This window comes from Corynebacterium sp. ED61 (assembly GCF_015233855.1).
Classification (GTDB): Bacteria; Actinomycetota; Actinomycetes; order Mycobacteriales; family Mycobacteriaceae; genus Corynebacterium; species Corynebacterium dentalis.
Genome location: NZ_JADGIT010000001.1, coordinates 1 through 17,298 on the forward strand (window position 1 = coordinate 1; position 17,298 = coordinate 17,298).

Here is a 17,298-nt window from a genome sequence, read left to right on the forward strand (position 1 = left end):
CAACCAACAAACACACCAACCAGTAACCCACACCACAAGGGGGCGTCAAGTGCTCAACACCAGGAGCTACCAGCAGCCGTGAACCACACCAAAGTGTGTCACCGTTGCGTTTGCCAATCGGTTATCCGTGATACCGACCATCACCAGAATGTGACAGCACGGCACTGTGGAATCCAAAAAATAACTTGGTTCATCACGCTATTGAGTTCTCAAACATCATATGCACACAATCGCTTGCTGGAATCTCTGTCCCAGCCGCTCGTTGCGACTTGGACTAATTTACACACCGCCATGTATGTTCACAAATCAGCAGGCCAAACGGCATATCGAGCATCTACTACCGGATGGTCTTGCCAACTCTTTCCGCCGCCTTGCGTGCGGCTTCTTTCGCAAAGGGGGCCACACCAGTAATGGTGGCGGATCCCGGTCCTAGAGCTTCTCCGTATCCCACTGGAAATAGTCCATCTACTTCAGGAGTAAGGCCGTGCATCAGAGAACGGAACGGCCCCACGGCAGGACGGAAGCCTGTGCACCAAATCAAATGATCAGCATCTACCTCATCCAGCGAAGAAAACATCGGATGCGACTGCAGCTCCCCAGAATCCCTGGCCTCCTTCACGGAGTCCACAACAACGATGTCCCCCAATGCGCTCTCCGGTCCCGGATCTTCCTCGCCACTCTGCATTGCACGCAAACGCTCGCGGTTCCTTCGGAACAACACTCGCCCATCCACATCATCGGGCATAAACCGCGGTTCGCCCTGGGTATACCAGGTCACGTCTCCAACCTTGGTCAGTTCCGCAGCGATCTGAGCACCGGAATTCGCACCTCCCACCACGGCAATTCGATCTCCGACAAAGGGCTCAGGCCCCGGATAGTGAGCAGAATGCCACTGCTGACCTGAAAACTCTCCCGGGTAATAGGGCACAAATGGCGCAGACCACGTGCCTGTGGCAGCGACAACAGAACGCGACTGCCATTGTTTCCCCTCGGAATCTTCTGCAACAAATCCATCATTTAGTTTTGTCACAGTGACAATTTCCACCGGGCGCTGAACCGGAATGTCGTATCGCTGTTCATAGCGGGAAAAGTAATTCACCACGTGTTCGGCGGGTGGAAAACCTGGATAAGAGGGCATCATCATCCCCGGCAAATTGGAGGCATTTGCTGGGGAAAACAAAGTCAACGATGGCCACGCGTGTCTCCACGCACCCCCTGGCGCTTCTTGGTTATCCACCACAATGGTGCTCACCCCGGCCCGTAGCAGATAGAACGCGCTAGCAAGGCCGGCCTGTCCCCCGCCGATCACCAAGACCTCGCACCGCTGAATCATATGACTACTTCACACGGGCGCCAGCGAAGCGCTTCTTGCCCTTCCGTAGCACCAGCCACTCACCATGGAGCAGATCCTCTGCAGACGGTGCCCATTCAATATCTTCAATGCGCTGGTTGTTGACGTATGCGCCACCTTCGCCGACAGTGCGGCGCGCCGCACCCTTGGACTTCTCCAGCCCAGAGTTCACCAGCAATTCGAGGATATCCGTACCTTGCGGAACCTCTGCGACCTCCGTCTCCTGCAGTGCGGCAGCAAGAGTTTGTTCATCTAGGTCAGCCAACTCTGCCTTGCCGAACAACGCTTGTGCTGCCAGCTCGACCTTAGCCACGGATTCTTCACCATGCACCAGTGCGGTCATCTGCTGAGCAAGCACACGTTGCGCTTCACGCTTGAATGGTCGCTCCGCCACCTCAACTTCCAAGCGCTCCAGCTCTTCGCGGTCCAAGAAGGTAAACCAGCGCAAGTAGCGAATCACATCGGCATCCGCAGTATTGATGAAGTACTGGTACCAGCTATACGGGCTGGTCATCTCTGGATCCAGCCACAGCTTTCCACCACCAGTGGACTTACCGAACTTGTTGCCCTCGCTGTCCGTAACCAGCGGCACGGTCAGTGCGTGGACAGTCTCTCCATCCAGACGGCGATTCAGATCCACACCTGAGATGATGTTGCCCCACTGATCCGATCCTCCCATCTGCAAGCGCGCATCGTAGTTGCGGCGCAGGTGAACAAAGTCATTGGCCTGCAGCAGCATGTAGGAAAACTCGGTGTAGGAAATACCATCAGTTTCCAGACGGCGCTTCACCGTCTCACGCCCCAACATCGTGTTCAGGGAGAAGTTCTTGCCCAAGTCGCGAAGGAACTCGATGACGGACATCTGAGAAACCCAGTCGTAGTTGTTGACCAACACCGCCTTGTTATCCCCCTCGAAGGACACAAAACGGGACAACTGGCCAGAGATGCGATTAGCCCAGTCCTTCACCGTGTTGGCGTCGTTCATAGAACGCTCACCCACATCGCGAGGGTCACCAATCATGCCCGTGGCACCACCTGCCAACACAATGGGTGTGTGGCCGGCCAGCTGCAAGCGCTTCAACATCAACAACGGCACCAAGTGTCCGGCGTGCAGCGACGGGCCGGTCGGGTCGAAACCAACGTAGGCGGCGGTGGGGGTCTCCATTTGCTCGCGGAGCGCGTCTAGGTCCGTGGACTGGGCAATCAGGCCGCGCCAGTCCAGTTCGTCGATGATGTTCGCAGAGGGACCAGATGCAGAAGAACCGGACGCAGGAGTGTCAGTCATGATGAAAAGAGCTTCCTAAAGTTAGGCGGTAAACGCGTAAAAGGTTTTAGCGCGCGTGTTAAGCGCAGCTAGTTCGCGAGGGGCCAGTCAACGGCCTCGTCGGTGAGCAGCACAGGAATGCCATCCTCGATGGGATAGGCCTTGCCCAAGCGAGAGTTGACCAAATAGTCACCGTGTTGCTCCAAAGGGCCCTTGTCCTGCGGGCACGCCAGAATGTCCAGAAGCTGGGAATCGATCATAGTTTCTCAGTCTAGCGGTTCGGAATCGGGCTGGCCTCAGCCCACTGCCGATCCTGCAGTGCTTGGGTGCGAACTCGCTCCTTTTGCTCCGCCACGCGCACACCTGCCGTACCACCACGGGTCGCGCGAGAGGCTACGGCGCCATCCACCGTGAGGACTTCTCGGACCGCTGGGGTCAGGGCCTCGTGCACGCTGGCGAGTTCGTCGTCCGTGAGATCGATGAGATCGACGCCACGAGCTTCAGCAATACGGACACAGGAGCCGGAAGCCTCGTGCGCCACACGGAACGGCACTCCCTCGCGCACCATCCACTCGGCCAAATCAGTAGCCAAGGTGTAGCCTGCCGGGGCCAGCTCTAGGAGCCTGTCCGGATGGAACTCCAGCGTGCCAACGAGCCCTGCCATGGCCGGCAACAGAAGGTTGAGCTGAGAGACGGAATCCACGATGGGTTCCTTGTCCTCCTGCAGGTCGCGGTTGTACGCCAGCGGCTGCGCCTTCAGGGTAGCCATCAGGCCAGATAGGTTGCCAATCAAGCGTCCAGTCTTGCCTCGCATCAGCTCAGCGACATCCGGGTTCTTCTTCTGCGGCATGATCGACGAGCCCGTGGACCATGCGTCCGCCAAGGTAACGTATCCGAATTCAGGCGTGGACCAGGCAATGATCTCTTCGGCCAGACGGGACAAATCCACCGCAGTCTGAGCCAACACAAATGCTGCCTCAGAGGCGAAGTCGCGCGACGAGGTGGCATCAATGGAGTTATCGCCCGCAGTATCAAAGCCGAGCTCGTCGGCAATCGCCTCCGGGTCCAAAGCCAGCGAGGATCCAGCCAAAGCGCCAGAACCGTACGGGGAGATCGCCAAACGCTTGTCCAAATCGCGGAAGCGCTGCAGGTCGCGCTGCAGGGGGTGCGCATAAGCCAGCAGCTGGTGAGCCAGCAACACTGGCTGGGCTGCCTGGAAGTGAGTCTTGCCCGGCATGATGGCTTCCGGGTAGCGATCCGCCTGGCTCACCAAAACCTCGATGACATCCACCACGCCAGCGGCGACATCACGCAGAGCCTCGCGCAACCACATGCGGAACAAAGTGGCCACCTGATCGTTTCGAGATCGTCCAGCGCGCAGACGGCCACCCACTTCAGGGCCAACCCGGTCAATGAGACCGCGTTCCATCGCGCCGTGGACGTCTTCATCGCCGGCGTCGGGCCCAAAGGCTCCGCTTTCTACGTCATCGCCCAGCTTCTTGAGACCCGTGATCATGGTCTCGAGGTCTGCGTCGGAAAGAAGACCGGCACGGTTGAGCACCCGGGCGTGGGCCTGCGAGGCCAGCACGTCGTAGGGCGCCAGCACCCAATCGAAATGCGTGGACTTACTCAACGCCGCCATGGCCTCCGCAGGGCCGCCGGAGAAACGGCCGCCCCACAGGGCTCCTTCATTGGTTCCGTGCTGGTCCTGCGTGGTCATGAACTTCTTTCCTTGGGTCGATGATGGGAACGCGAGAACGGGAGAAACCCGCTATTAGGCCAGGTCGCGCTTGGAAGCGATCTTGGAAGACAGACCGTGCAGCTCCACGAAGCCGCGGGACAGGGTCTGATCGAAGGAATCGCCCTCGTCGTAGGTAGCCAGATTGAAGTCGTAGAGGGACTTCGAGCTGCGGCGACCGTTGACGTCGATAGCACCAGCGTGCATCACCATGCGGATATCGCCGGTGACGGACGCCTGGGTGGAATCGATGAACGCATCCAGGCTGCGCTTCAGAGGAGCGAACCACAAGCCGTCGTAGACCTCTTCAGACCAGCGAGCATCCACCAGGCGCTTGTAACGAGCCAGCTCGCGCTCCACGGTCACTGCTTCCAGAGCCTCATGCGCACGAATCAGCGCAGTTGCGCCGGGAGCTTCGTAGATCTCGCGGGACTTGATGCCCACCAAGCGGTCCTCAACCATGTCCAAACGGCCGATGCCCTGGGCACCTGCGCGGCGGTTGAGCTCCTCGATAGCCTCGAGCACGGTGACCTTCCGGCCGTCGATGGCTACGGGCGCGCCGCCCTCGAAGGAAATGATGACTTCGTCAGGAGCCTGGCCCAGCGCTGGGTCCTCGGTGTAGGAGTAGACGTCCTTGGTCGGAGCGTTCCACAGATCCTCGAGGTAGCCGGTCTCCACGGCACGGCCCCACACGTTCTGGTCGATGGAGAATGGGGACTTCTTGGACTGCTCGATGGGGATGCCGTTTTCCTCGGCGAAGGCGATGGCCTTCTCGCGGGTCCAGGCGTAATCACGGACGGGAGCGATGATCTCCAGGTCAGGAGCGGTGTTGGCGAAGCCCACCTCGAAGCGAACCTGGTCATTGCCCTTACCGGTACAACCGTGAGCCACGGCGGTGCCGCCGTGCTCCTTGGCCGCATCGGACATGTGCTTGACGATCAGCGGGCGGGAGATCGCGGAAACCAGTGGGTATTCCTTCATGTACATGCCGTTGGCCTTGATGGTTGGCAAGCAGTACTCGTTGGCGAACTCGTCGCGGGCATCCACCACGATGGATTCCACAGCGCCGGCACCCAGAGCGCGCTGGCGCACGGTCTCCATGTCCTCGCCGCCCTGGCCGAGGTCGATGGACACAGCCACAACTTCAGCGTTGCGCTCCTTGGCAATCCAGCTGATGGCAACGGTGGTATCTAGTCCACCGGAGTAAGCGAGAACTACGCGATCCTTCATGAGTGATCCTTTCGATCGTCTGCGCCGCCGTGTTTTGGTGCCGACAGCAGCAAGTTTTCTTTCTTAACGTTTCTAATAGTGCAGTTTAGCCGTGGGCTAACTGGTTGAAGTACTCCGCCAGTTCAGTACCTGTAAAAGGTTCTCTGGCCAGAGCGAAGATGGTGTCATCTCCGGCGATGGTGGCGGCCAGTTGGTCCACTTCGCTGCGATCCAAAATGCTGGCCAGGTACTGCGCCGCCCCAGGTGGGGTGCGTAGCACCGCGATGTTGGAGGAGTAATCGGTTCCCACCAGCAGCTCCGCCAGCACGCGCCGGAGCTTGTCCGGCCCGTCGATGCGGATCTCGTGGGAGACCGAGTAGTACACCTCGCCGCTGGAACGGACCTTGCGGGCACCAATGTCCACGAGGTCGCGCGACAGCGTGGCTTGGGTGATCTCCACGTTCTCCCGCGTCAGCAGGTCAATGAGCTGGCGTTGACTGGAGACTTTGTGCGTCCCGATGATCTTCTCGACCATGTCCTGACGCGCGGACCGACTCATCGCAGTAGCCATGCCAACAACGCCTTTTGTGCATGCAGTCGGTTTTCCGCCTCGTCGAACACCACCGATTGCGGACCATCGATGACATCCGCCGTGACTTCACTGCCACGATAAGCCGGCAGGCAGTGCAGGAAGATCGCACCTTCGTTGGCCTGCGCCATCACCTCTGCATTGACCTGGTATTTGCGCAAGACGGTGCGGTCCTCCGATGGATCCTGCCCCATCGACAGCCATGTATCGGTGATGACCACGTCCGCACCGCTAGCATCCACCTGATCAGTGACGGTGACTGTAGCTCCCGTTTCTGCGGCCCGGTTTTGCGCGCGCTGCACGAAGCGCTGCTCCGGTTGGAACCCTTCGGGGGCGCAGATGGTGATGTTCACTCCGGCGGTGGCAAACCCCAGCATGTAGGAATTGGCCATGTTGTTTGCGCCGTCACCGAAGTAGATGGCGTTCAGACCTTTGAGCTCGCCCTTGTTTTCCTGAATCGTTTGCAGATCGGCCAGGATCTGACACGGGTGGAAATCGTCGGACAGGGAGTTGACGATGGGCACCGTGGCAGTTTCCGCCATCTGCTCCAAGTTGGACTGCGCGCTGGTGCGCCAGACGATGGAGGTCACGAAGCGGGAGAGCACAGCACCCGTGTCTTGGAAGGTTTCGCCCTTGCCCATTTGCGAGCTTCCTGAGTCCACGACGATGGCATTTCCTCCGAGTTCGGTTATGCCTGCGTCGAAAGAAAATCGCGTGCGCGTGGAGGTCTTATCAAACAACACGGCCACGGACTTGCGTTCCAGCAGGTCGCGGTACGTATTGCCGTAGCGGTCCTGCTTGAGCTCGGCGGCAAGCGCCAGAACTTCTGCTTGTTCTGCGGGCGAGATGTCATCGTCTGCGAGGAAATGTCGGAGCGTCATGTGGCAAGTCCTTGTCTAGTCAGTCCTGTGGGATGCGTGTTGCAGTGTGTGTCGTCAGTGTGGATCGAGAGTGCAGGTTAACTGCGATTATTGCGGTGTGTGTCCAGCATTGTCGTGATTTTGTCGACGCCATCCTGCGCCTGCGCCATCGTCATGTTGAGCGGCGGAACAATCCGGATCACGTCGGGGCTTGGCCGATTAAGGATGAGTCCGTAGTCCAGTGGGTCCTCAGTCATCGGGGCGTCCAGAACTACTCCCAGCATCAGGCCACGTCCGCGGACTTCCGTGACGCTGGGGTGTGCTGCGAGTTGTTGCTCGAAGTACGCTCCTACCTTGTTCACGTTGTCCATCAGGTTTTCCGTGCGGATGGTATCGATCACGGCATTGGCCGCAGCGCAGGCCACGGGATTGCCTCCAAAGGTGGTACCGTGCATGCCCTTTTCCAGCAATTGCGCTCGTGGCCAGGCGATGGTTGCGCCGATGGGCAGTCCGCCACCCAAACCCTTGGCCAGGGTGATGACGTCCGGAACGATGCCCGCCGATTGGTATCCGAACCAGTCTCCGGTGCGGGCCATGCCGGCTTGGACTTCGTCGATCATCAACAGGATGCCGTGCTCATCACAGATTTCCCGCAATCCGGCGAGGAAACCTTCCGGTGCCGGAATGACTCCGGTTTCACCTTGAATGGATTCTACGAGGATGGCTGCAACGCTTTCGTCTGCCATCTCGCGGACTGCCTCGAGATCGCCGTAAGGGAAGTAGTCAACTCCCGCTGGCATCGGCTCGAATTGCTTGCGCTTATCGGGCTGGCCGGTTAGAGCCAGCGAGCCCATGGTGCGTCCGTGGAAACCACGCTCGGCGGTCAGGATGCGAGGACGCCCAGTGGCGCGTGCGATCTTGAATGCTGCCTCGTTGGCCTCTGCGCCGGAGTTGCTGAAGAATACTTGCGCGTCCTGGGCCTGCTCCCCCGCGATCTCGCGCAGCTTTTCCGCCAGCGTGATCACTTGCGGGTGGGCAAAGATATTGGAGGTGTGGCCCAACGTGGAGATCTGGGTGGTCACGGCCTCAATGATCGCCGGGTGTGCGTGTCCTAGAGCATTGACGGCGATGCCGGACAGCAGGTCCAGGTAGTCCTTGCCCTCGCTATCGGTGACTATTGCGCCGCTGCCCTTGACCAGCTCCAGTTGTGGTGTGCCGTAAGTGGGCATGATTGCAGTCTGCCATTGGTCTTGCCAGGTGGTTTCACTCATTGCTTTCCTCCTCGTCATTCCACTCTTCGCTGTCCCAGTCCGCGTCAGAGACCATCGTGCCAATACCGCCGGTAGTCATCAGCTCCAAAATGACGGAGTGTGGAATGCGTCCGTCTATAACGTGAGCTGCCTTCACTCCGCTGCGGATAGCGGACAAGCACGCGTCCATCTTCGGGATCATGCCGGAATCCAAGCTAGGCACGAGGCGATCCAGCTCATCCGTGGAGATGCGTGAGACCAGAGAATTCTTGTCTGGCCAGTCCGTGTACAGGCCTTGGACGTTGGTCAGCATCACCAGGCGTTCTGCACCGAGGGCGCCCGCTAGCGCACCCGCCGCGGTATCCGCATTGATGTTGTAGATCTCTCCATTTTCATCGGGCGCGATGGTGGAGATCACAGGAATACGGCCGGCATCAATGAGATCAAACAGGCTGCTGGCGTGGACTTGGGTGATATCGCCGACTCGGCCGATATCCACCATCTCCCCTTCTACTTCCACCAGCTTCTTCTCCGCAGTGAAAAGGCCCGCGTCCTCACCGGAAGTACCCACGGCATAAGGGCCGTGCTCGTTGATCAGGCCCACGAGTTCGCGTCCGACCTTGCCGAATAGCACCATGCGGACGTATTCCATGACTTCTGGAGTGGTCACGCGAAATCCTCCGCGGAACTCGCCCTTGAGCCCAACCCGGTCCAACATGGTGTTGATCTGCGGACCTCCGCCGTGCACAACCACGGGGCGAGCACCGACAGTGCGGAGGAACACCATATCCGCTGCGAATGCACGCTTCAGGTCCTCGTCCACCATCGCGTTACCGCCGTACTTGACCACCACGATTTTGTCGCGGAAGTGCAGCAGCCATGGCAGCGCCTCGGTCAGTACATGCGAACGCTGACTGGGTGTGAGATCAGCCGTGTACCGCGAGGGATCCAGTGAATCGGGAAGTGTGCTCATGCTTGGTGTCCAATGAGTTAAGGGAAGATGGTCGGGGCTGTGTGGTCACTGTAGAACGTGACCAACGGTCTAGGTGGAGTATTCGGAGTTGATTTCCACGTAGGAGTACGAAAGGTCCGTGGTCCACACCGTGGCTCGCCCCTGCCCCACCGACAGGTCAATTTCCACGGCTACATCGGCACCGGAGAGGTCCACGCTGCGTGCCCCCGGAGCTCCCGTGGAGTCCACGCACACGGGCTGACCGTTGAAAGACACGTTGATCTTTTCTGGATCCATCTCGACGGGAGCCATGCCCACTGCCGCGAGCACACGGCCCCAGTTGGGATCGGAACCAAACATTGCGCACTTGAAGAGGTTGTCGCGGCCCACCACTCGTGCGGCGTCCTTGGCCTGGAGGTCATCGGCCGCTCCAGTCACGGTGATGGACACCCGCTTGGTCACGCCCTCGGCATCGGCTTGCAGCTGCATAGCGAGATCCAGACAGACCTGGTGAATCGCGGAGGCGAATTCTTCCAGATCTGGGGTCACACCGGAAGCACCGGAGGCCATGAGGACAACCGTGTCATTGGTGGAGGTCGAGCCGTCTACGTCGAGGCAGTCGAACGTCGTCGAGGTCGCCGCACCCAGGGCTTCTTGCAATTGCGCGGAATCGTCGATGTTTGCGTCGGTCGTGAGGAACACCAGCATGGTCGCCAACGACGGAGACATCATGCCCACTCCCTTGCCCATCGCTCCGATGCTCCAACCCTCGCCGCGGTACACCGCTTCCTTCTGCACGAGGTCCGTGGTCATGATTGCTTGCGCTGCAGCGTTTCCGGCTGAGGTTTCTTCGGACAGCTGTGGCGCCAGATTTTCGACGCCAGCAAGAACCTTGTCCATAGGCAGGACATCGCCAATGAGGCCTGTGGAGCACACAGCAATGTCATCGGCGTTCAAGCCCAATACTTCTGCTGTTTTTTTCGCAGTGGTCTTGGCATCGGCATCGCCCTGCGCACCGTTGCAGGCATTCGCATTGCCAGCATTGATGACCACGGCCTTGAATGATCCGTCATTGTGCGCGCGAGTCCACTTCACGGGTGAAGCGACCACCCGATTGCGCGTGAACATTGCAGCCGCGGTGGACAGCGGGCCGTTGTTCACGATCAGGGACATGTCCGGCTTACCGGACGGCTTGATGCCTGCGGTGCATGCAGCCGCGCTGAATCCCTGCGGCACAGTCACGCCCGTATGCACGGTGCCAACGGACTGAGCATCTGGCTGGCGGGACGATCCATGTTCATTCATGGCTTAAATTCCTGACTGCGGGAGACCCGCGGTTTCATCCCAACCCAGCATGAGGTTGAGGCATTGCACGGCAGCACCTGCGGTGCCCTTGGTGAGGTTGTCGATGACGCTGGTAACTACCACCATGCCGTCGATGGATTCCACCTGGAGGTGGGTCATATTAGAGCCGCGCACATTCTGCGTTTCCGGCTGTTGGCCTTCCGGAAGCAAATGCAGGAACGGCTCACCTGCACAGAAGTCTGCGTAGGCGCGGCGGATATCCTGCAAGCTGCCACGTGCAGGTGCGGTGACCGTGGTCAAAATTCCGCGGGTCAGCGGCGCCAAAATTGGGGTGAACACCACGTTGACGTCTTCGCCTTCCTGGGCCACGGCCTGCAAGTTCTGCGTGATCTCCGGCGTGTGGCGGTGTGTGCCCACGCTGTACGCGCGCAGGTTCTCCATGGTTTCCGCACCCAGCAGCTTCACGTTGGCCTTCTTGCCCGCACCCGAGACTCCAGTCACGGAGACCACGCTGATTTGCGGTGCGATCAGACCCGAGGCGATGCCTGGCAAAGCTGCCAGCGTGGCCCCCGTGGGGAAACACCCAGGAGCAGCGATGTAGGTGGAATTGCGGATGACCTCGCGATTACCAGGGATTTCCGGAATTCCATACGTCCGGGCACCCGCGTACTCAGAGCCGTAGTAGCGGCTCCATTCATCGGCACTCTGCAGGCGGTAGTCCGCACCGCAATCCACCACGTACATGGATTCGGGCAGATCAAGAGCAGCAGACAATCCGTGCGGCAACCCAAGGATGGCAGCATCGTTAGCCACCAGAATCTCACGAGTCGTGTCTTCCACAACGCGATCCGCTAACTGCGGAAGCTGTGGAACCAGATCGCCAAAGCGCTCTCCGGCATTCGATCCGCCAGTCAAACTGCCGATCTCAAAATCCTTGCCGTAACCAGGGTGCGCGAGCAGAAGGCGAAGTGCCTCTCCGCCCGCATATCCGGTTGCGCCTGCCACTGCGATCTTTAACATGCGCTCCATAGTGCCCTAGTTCGGCAGGAAATGCAAACTATTCACAAGCGTGGATAATATCCATTATCGCTTCTCGGCTGTTGCTCAAAAACGAGCCAGCACAAAGCCTTATCCGCGCAGTGTCGCGCCAACAGCCTTTTCAGCCTGTGCAATTGCCGCCTCGCGCGCCTGGGATGCTTCTTCCTCCGTCAGCGTCCGGTCCGCCGCACGGAAGCGCAGGGAGAACGTCAACGAACGCTTGTCCTCGCCCAGCGCCTCGGAACGGTAGATATCGAACAGGCGGATCTCCTCCAGCAGCTCGCCTGCACCTTCCTTGAGCGCGGCCTCCACGTCAGCGGATGGAATGTCCTGAGACACCACCACAGCAACGTCCTGCAGCAATGCAGGGAACGGAGAAAGCACCGGGCGTGGGAAAGTCTCGCGCAGAGGAAGCCCATCGAGGTCAATCTCCAGAGCGATCGAACGCGCTGGCAGCTGCGCACGCTCGCACACCTGTGGGTGCAGCTCGCCAGCATGGCCCACGACAGTGTCATCCACCAGGATTTCTGCACAGCGGCCTGGGTGCCATGGCAGGTACTCAGCGTTGCGGACGGAAATCTCCACGCCAGCGGCTCGGGCGATCGTCCGTGCCGCTTCGATGGCATCCCGAGCGGTGAAAGGCTCGGCGTCGCCCCACGTTCCCTGCAACTGGCGGTTACCCGCAGCGATCATCGCAACGTGGAGTGGCTGCTCCGGCAAGGAACTCATCAGTTCTGCCAGCTCAGCCTCGGTTGGCCGCTTGGTCACTGCTGGCATCGGAGAAGCCAACTCGGAGCTTTCCGGCAGGCTGACCTGAGCGATTCCATACAGCGCCGCATCGCGCTGCCCACGCGTATTGTTCCGGCGCAGCGCCTCCATCATGGACGGCAGCAACGTGGTGCCGATGGTGGCGTAATCGCTCTCCAATGGGTTCTGGACCTTAATGGCAGTGCGACGTGCGTCGTCGGCAGGCAAGTCCCATACATCGAAAACGTTGTTGGCGATAAACGGCGAAGGAATGATCTCCGCATACCCTGCCCACGCCATCGCACGACCAACCGCCCGGCGCATCTTCTGGCGCGGCGTCAGGCCACGTCCGGCGGGTGCCGTCGGAACGATCGACGGGATATCTTCCAGACCCTGCAAGCGCAGGACTTCCTCCACCAGATCCGCAGGCATCGTCAGGTCGGGGCGCCACGTTGGAGGCGTGACCTCGATTTCCCGCGCACCATTGCCATCGCGCTTGCCCGTTTCCCGAACCACGCAGCCGATTTCCCGCAAGCGTCCGATGGTGGTGCCATCCGGGTAAATGGTGCCGGCGACCTTGCCGGGGCGAGAGGTGTACATGGTGATGGTCGGCATGCGTTCAACCGTGCCGACGACAGTGCGCCCCTCTTCCACCGTTCCGCCCGCAATGCGGCTCAGCAGTGCCACGGCGAAGTCCAACGCCTCATTAATAATCGCGGCATCCACTCCACGCTCGAAGCGGCGGGAAGCCTCTGAGCTGAGCTTGTGACGGCGACAGGTGCGAGCAATCGTCAACTGATCCCAGTGCGCTGCTTCGAAAAGCACGTCCGTGGTGGTCTCAGAGATTTCCGACGTAGTGCCACCCATGACACCGGCCAGGGATTGGATGCCGTTGTCATCCGCGATGACCACGTCTTCTTCGTGCAGCTCGCGCTCCACGTGATCCAGCGTGGTGAGCTTCTCCCCCGGCTTGGCGCGGCGAACCTTCAGCGGACCCGCAATCTTATCCGCATCAAATGCATGCATGGGCTGACCCAGCAAGAACATCAGGTAATTCGTCACGTCAGTCGCCGCGTTCACTGGGCGGGATCCGCAGAGCATCAACTCGCGCTGCAGCCACAGCGGCGATTCCGAGTTCGGGTCAATACCCGTGACCTTGCGCATGCCGAACACGGAACACTCCGTGTCCTTATCCACCTCAATAGCCTGCACCTCAGACTCGGTGGCAGGAAGGCCTGCAAACAGGTCATCATCCAGCGCCGCCGCGGCAGGATCCGTAGCTGGGTCGCGGAACTGCAAGTCGAAGCTAGAGGCCAGCTCGCGCGCCAGGCCACGTGCAGACAACGCATAGCCGCGGTCAGGAGTGATGTTCACGTCAAAGATCGTGTCGCTAAGCCCCAGCAGCTCACGCGCATCGTCGCCGATGGTCAGTCCGTGAGAGGCGAGTTCGGCGTCGGAAATAGTCATGATCCCCGCATTCTGTACGGTGGCCAGACCCACCTCCATGGCCGAACAGATCATACCTTCGGAAATCTTGCCGTAGGTCTCACGCGCGCCGATTTCGAACCCACCAGGCAAAACGGTGCCGGGCAAAGCGATGATGACGTTATCGCCCTCCGCGAAGTTACGAGCACCACAAATGATGTTCTGCTGCTCCCCGGAACCATTGGCCGTGCCCACGTTGACCTGGCAGTAACGGATCGGCTTCTTAAAGCCCTCCAGCTCCTCAATCTGCTCCACGCGGCCAATCACCAACGGACCAGTGGTCTCCGGAATGGAGGAAAAACCCTCGGTTTCAAAGCCAACACGGACAAAGCCCGTATCGAACTCCTCAGAGTCCACGGACCAACTTGGGTTGGCGGTCTGCAGGATGCGGGTCAGCCAAGACTGGGAAATCAGCATTGTGGGATCTTTTCCTTATGAATCAAATTGCGCGCGGTGCTGGGGTGGAATTTAATGCGATGAACTGCGGAGTAAACGCGGTCTAGCTGCGGACACCAAAAGGCAAGGTAAAGCGAACATCGCCCTCCACCATGTCTCGCATATCAGGCAGGCCGTTGCGGAACTGCAGCGTGCGCTCGATGCCCATGCCGAACGCAAAGCCGGAGTACTCCTCAGGATCCACGCCCGCAGCGATCAAGACGTTGGGGTTGACCATGCCGCAACCGCCCCACTCGATCCAGCCAGCGCCGCCCTTCTTGTTCGGGAACCACACGTCCACCTCAGCAGATGGCTCGGTGAACGGGAAGTAGTTCGGGCGAATACGCGTGGTGGTTTCCGGGCCGAAGAGGGTCTTGGCCAAGTGATCCAGGGTGCCCTTCAAGTGTGCCATGGTCAGACCCTTATCCACGGCAAGGCCCTCCACCTGGTGGAACACTGGCGTATGCGTGGCATCCAGCTCATCCGTGCGGAACACGCGGCCGGGGCAGGCGATGTAGATCGGGAGATCACGCGAGAGCATCGTGCGCATCTGCACCGGCGAGGTGTGCGTGCGCAACACCTGCTTGGACCCTTCTGGCGCGATGTGGAACGTGTCCTGCAACGTACGTGCTGGGTGATCTGGGATGAAGTTCAGGGAATCGAAGTTGAAGTACTCTGCCTCTACCTCTGGGCCCTCTGCGATCTCCCAGCCCATGCCCACGAATATGTCCGCGATGTGCTCAGACAGGATCGTGATGGGGTGCTGCGCGCCGCGCTGCCCACGGGTGGTCGGCTCGGTGACGTCAATGCGCTCGGCCTGGAGAACTTCCAGGTTGCGCTTGTGCTCCAGCTCTTCCTTAACTTCGACGAAGCGCTTTTCCACGCGACCGCGAGCCATATTAACTAGCCGGCCTGCATCCTTACGCTGGTCTTTCGGCAAAGTTCCGAGGCTACGGCGAGCTGAGGGAATCGGCGCCTCATCACCGAGGTGATCCCTGCGCGCAACGGCCAGCTCGTCGAGGTTCGCGGCGCCCTCAAAAGCCTGGATAGCGACGTTCGCAGCAGCCTCCAAACCAGCCTCAGATAGATCCACCGTGGAGTCAACGGAGTCTGACAAAGCGCACCTCGCATTAGTTAAAACAATTTAATAACTCGTACAGTCTAGCCAACTGGCTTCACACGCGTGCTATTAGTCCGCGAGCAGCGCCTACACTTGACCATCATGTCAGAGCAACGAGACTATGCCCACGGTCACCACGCCAGTGTTTTGGCCTCACATGCAGCACGAACCGCATCGAATAGCTGCGCATATTTCCTCGACCGCCTCCAACCCGGTATGCGCATATTGGACATCGGCTGTGGTCCCGGTTCGATTTCACTCGATCTCGCACGCATCGTCGGGTCGGCCGGCGAGGTAGTGGGTATCGATTTTTCTTCCGACGCCATTTCTCACGCTCGTGATGCCCTTGCTGCTGCAGACGATGCCGCTGAGTTGAATGTCACGTTCGCCACGGGCGATGTCTACTCGCTGGGCGAGAACCGCGAGCTCATTGGAAACGGGTTTGACGTGGTGCACGCGCATCAAGTGTTGCAGCACGTCCCGGATCCCGTGGAAGCTCTACGTACGATGGGGGCGCTGTGCTCACCTCAAGGAATTATTGCCGTACGAGATGCCGACTACTCCGCGATGACCTGGTTTCCGGCCTCTGAGGAATTGGAGGATTGGCGGACAACTTATATCCGCACTGCTCGAGAAGCAGGTGGCGATCCAGATGCTGGACGCAAATTGAAAAGCTGGGCTCTGGGCGCAGGACTAGACATCGTTGGTTCTATGTCCTCGACGTGGACTTATAGCACCGAGAAGGCGACCTCTTGGTGGGGATCAAGCCAAGCTGAGCGTGTACGGAAATCTCAGTTCGCCGACAAGGCAAGGGCGCTGGGCTTGTCTAATGAAGACATAGAAGAGATCGCCCAGGGGTGGGCACAGTGGGGACAGGCTCGGGAAGCGTGGTTCTGCATGATGCATGGAGAACTCCTCGCAACCCCGCAGCGCTAGTTGCTCTTTTGCACGTTGCTTGTTGCCGTTAGCTATTCAGCGTCAGTCTTCCTCGCCGCGCGCCTTAGCTTGCGCACGAGCTGATTCATAAAGACAGATCGAGGCGGCAGTAGCGAGGTTCAGGGATTCAGCGCGCCCGCGTAGCGGGATAGAAACGCGAATGTCTGCTTCTGCCAAGAGATCCTCGCCGAGGCCATGAGCTTCGTTTCCGAAAAGCCACGCGGTGGGCTTGGTGAGGAGCTCGTCGGCGTCATCTAGGCTCACTTCTCCGTCCGCAGCGGTAGCCAGGATCTGCAAACCCTTTGCTCGCAGCTGACCCAACACGTCCTTGATGTTTGTATCACGCGAGACGGGAAGGTGGAACAACGAGCCGGCAGAGGATCGAACGGTCTTGCAGGACTGCGGATCTACGGTTTCTCCAGCGAACACCACGGCGTCGGCGCCCATCGCGTCAGAGACTCGAATAAGAGTTCCTGCGTTGCCAGGATCGCTGGTCAGAACGGGCACGGAGACCAGCTGGGGGTTGCCCGCAATCGCTTTGCCAGTGGTCCACAGAACTGGCTTGCACACGGCGAAAATGCCACTGGTTGTGCTGGTGTCCGAAAGGTGGTGGGCTGCGCGCTCGGTAATCAGATGAACGTACACGTTCATGTATTTCGCGGTACGGACAACAGGCTCATAGCGCTCCGCAGCCTTCTCGGTGACAAAGACATCGGTGGCTGCTCCGGTGGAGATGGCTGCTTCCACTGAGTTTTCACCTTCAACCAGGAAGGCTCCTGCCTTCTTCCGCGCAGCGGCGCGGTGCAACTTTGCTGCGTTGGCCACGCGCGGGGTGCGCTCGGTGAAGATCTCTGGTCCGTCGTGCTCCGGGTTCGTCATAGGTTCGTAGTCTACTTACAGGAACGGCCACTATAGCTATTGGTAAGTCGCGCAAAATATCAAGGGAAAACTGGCATCACGTACCCATTCACTACTGTCACTGTCCCCCTCTTCGCCGCTGAATATGTCAAAAATATGTG

15 protein-coding genes are annotated in these 17,298 nt (G+C 59.5%); 1 reads left to right on the top strand and 14 read right to left on the bottom strand.

Going from position 1 to position 17,298, the window contains the following annotated elements:
- Positions 1 to 337: 337 nt before the first annotated feature.
- From IM764_RS00005 to pheS, 13 genes are all read right to left on the bottom strand, one after another.
- Positions 338 to 1,333: an FAD-dependent oxidoreductase gene (locus IM764_RS00005; RefSeq protein ID WP_194186431.1), complete on the bottom strand. Its 996-nt coding sequence runs from the start codon at positions 1,331 to 1,333 to the stop codon at positions 338 to 340.
- Between the two features lie 4 nt (positions 1,334 to 1,337).
- Positions 1,338 to 2,636 carry a tyrosine--tRNA ligase gene (tyrS, locus tag IM764_RS00010; protein ID WP_194186432.1) on the bottom strand — a complete coding sequence of 433 codons (1,299 nt, stop codon included), beginning with the start codon at positions 2,634 to 2,636 and terminating at the stop codon, positions 1,338 to 1,340.
- Between the two features lie 68 nt (positions 2,637 to 2,704).
- Entirely contained in the window at positions 2,705 to 2,875 is a 171-nt protein-coding gene (locus tag IM764_RS00015; RefSeq protein ID WP_194186433.1) for a Trm112 family protein, read from the bottom strand.
- Between the two features lie 11 nt (positions 2,876 to 2,886).
- Positions 2,887 to 4,335, bottom strand: a complete 1,449-nt coding sequence (gene argH / locus IM764_RS00020; RefSeq protein ID WP_194186434.1) for an argininosuccinate lyase — start codon at positions 4,333 to 4,335, stop codon at positions 2,887 to 2,889.
- Between the two features lie 54 nt (positions 4,336 to 4,389).
- Positions 4,390 to 5,583 (bottom strand): argininosuccinate synthase, encoded by a 1,194-nt coding sequence (locus IM764_RS00025; RefSeq protein WP_194186435.1) that lies wholly within the window; start codon positions 5,581 to 5,583, stop codon positions 4,390 to 4,392.
- Between the two features lie 85 nt (positions 5,584 to 5,668).
- Positions 5,669 to 6,133, bottom strand: coding sequence for an arginine repressor (gene argR, locus IM764_RS00030; protein ID WP_099298863.1), 465 nt, complete (start codon positions 6,131 to 6,133; stop codon positions 5,669 to 5,671).
- On the bottom strand, positions 6,118 to 7,032 hold the full coding sequence (gene argF / locus IM764_RS00035) for an ornithine carbamoyltransferase (protein ID WP_194186436.1): 915 nt from the start codon (positions 7,030 to 7,032) through the stop codon (positions 6,118 to 6,120). The genes argR and argF overlap by 16 nt, the downstream gene beginning before the upstream one ends.
- Before the next feature lie 77 nt (positions 7,033 to 7,109).
- Positions 7,110 to 8,282 (bottom strand): acetylornithine transaminase, encoded by a 1,173-nt coding sequence (locus tag IM764_RS00040; RefSeq protein WP_194186437.1) that lies wholly within the window; start codon positions 8,280 to 8,282, stop codon positions 7,110 to 7,112.
- Positions 8,275 to 9,234, bottom strand: a complete 960-nt coding sequence (gene argB / locus IM764_RS00045) for an acetylglutamate kinase (RefSeq protein WP_194186438.1) — start codon at positions 9,232 to 9,234, stop codon at positions 8,275 to 8,277. The genes IM764_RS00040 and argB overlap by 8 nt, the downstream gene beginning before the upstream one ends.
- A 69-nt stretch (positions 9,235 to 9,303) precedes the next feature.
- A complete protein-coding gene (argJ, locus tag IM764_RS00050; RefSeq protein ID WP_194186439.1) occupies positions 9,304 to 10,518 on the bottom strand; it encodes a bifunctional glutamate N-acetyltransferase/amino-acid acetyltransferase ArgJ in 1,215 nt (404 codons plus the stop codon).
- 3 nt (positions 10,519 to 10,521) lie between these two features.
- Positions 10,522 to 11,538 carry an N-acetyl-gamma-glutamyl-phosphate reductase gene (gene argC / locus IM764_RS00055; protein ID WP_194186440.1) on the bottom strand — a complete coding sequence of 339 codons (1,017 nt, stop codon included), beginning with the start codon at positions 11,536 to 11,538 and terminating at the stop codon, positions 10,522 to 10,524.
- Between the two features lie 108 nt (positions 11,539 to 11,646).
- Positions 11,647 to 14,205 (bottom strand): phenylalanine--tRNA ligase subunit beta, encoded by a 2,559-nt coding sequence (gene pheT, locus IM764_RS00060; RefSeq protein ID WP_194186441.1) that lies wholly within the window; start codon positions 14,203 to 14,205, stop codon positions 11,647 to 11,649.
- A gap of 82 nt (positions 14,206 to 14,287) precedes the next feature.
- A complete protein-coding gene (gene pheS, locus IM764_RS00065; RefSeq protein ID WP_194186442.1) occupies positions 14,288 to 15,340 on the bottom strand; it encodes a phenylalanine--tRNA ligase subunit alpha in 1,053 nt (350 codons plus the stop codon).
- Positions 15,341 to 15,445: 105 nt separating this feature from the next.
- Here pheS and IM764_RS00070 point away from each other — a divergent pair, with 105 nt between their 5' ends.
- The gene (locus tag IM764_RS00070) at positions 15,446 to 16,279 is read left to right on the top strand and encodes a bifunctional 2-polyprenyl-6-hydroxyphenol methylase/3-demethylubiquinol 3-O-methyltransferase UbiG (RefSeq protein WP_194186443.1); all 834 of its coding nucleotides are present in this window, start codon (positions 15,446 to 15,448) and stop codon (positions 16,277 to 16,279) included.
- Positions 16,280 to 16,321: 42 nt separating this feature from the next.
- Here IM764_RS00070 and IM764_RS00075 read toward each other — a convergent pair whose 3' ends face one another.
- Positions 16,322 to 17,158: an RNA methyltransferase gene (locus IM764_RS00075; protein ID WP_194186444.1), complete on the bottom strand. Its 837-nt coding sequence runs from the start codon at positions 17,156 to 17,158 to the stop codon at positions 16,322 to 16,324.
- Between the last annotated feature and the right edge of the window lie 140 nt (positions 17,159 to 17,298).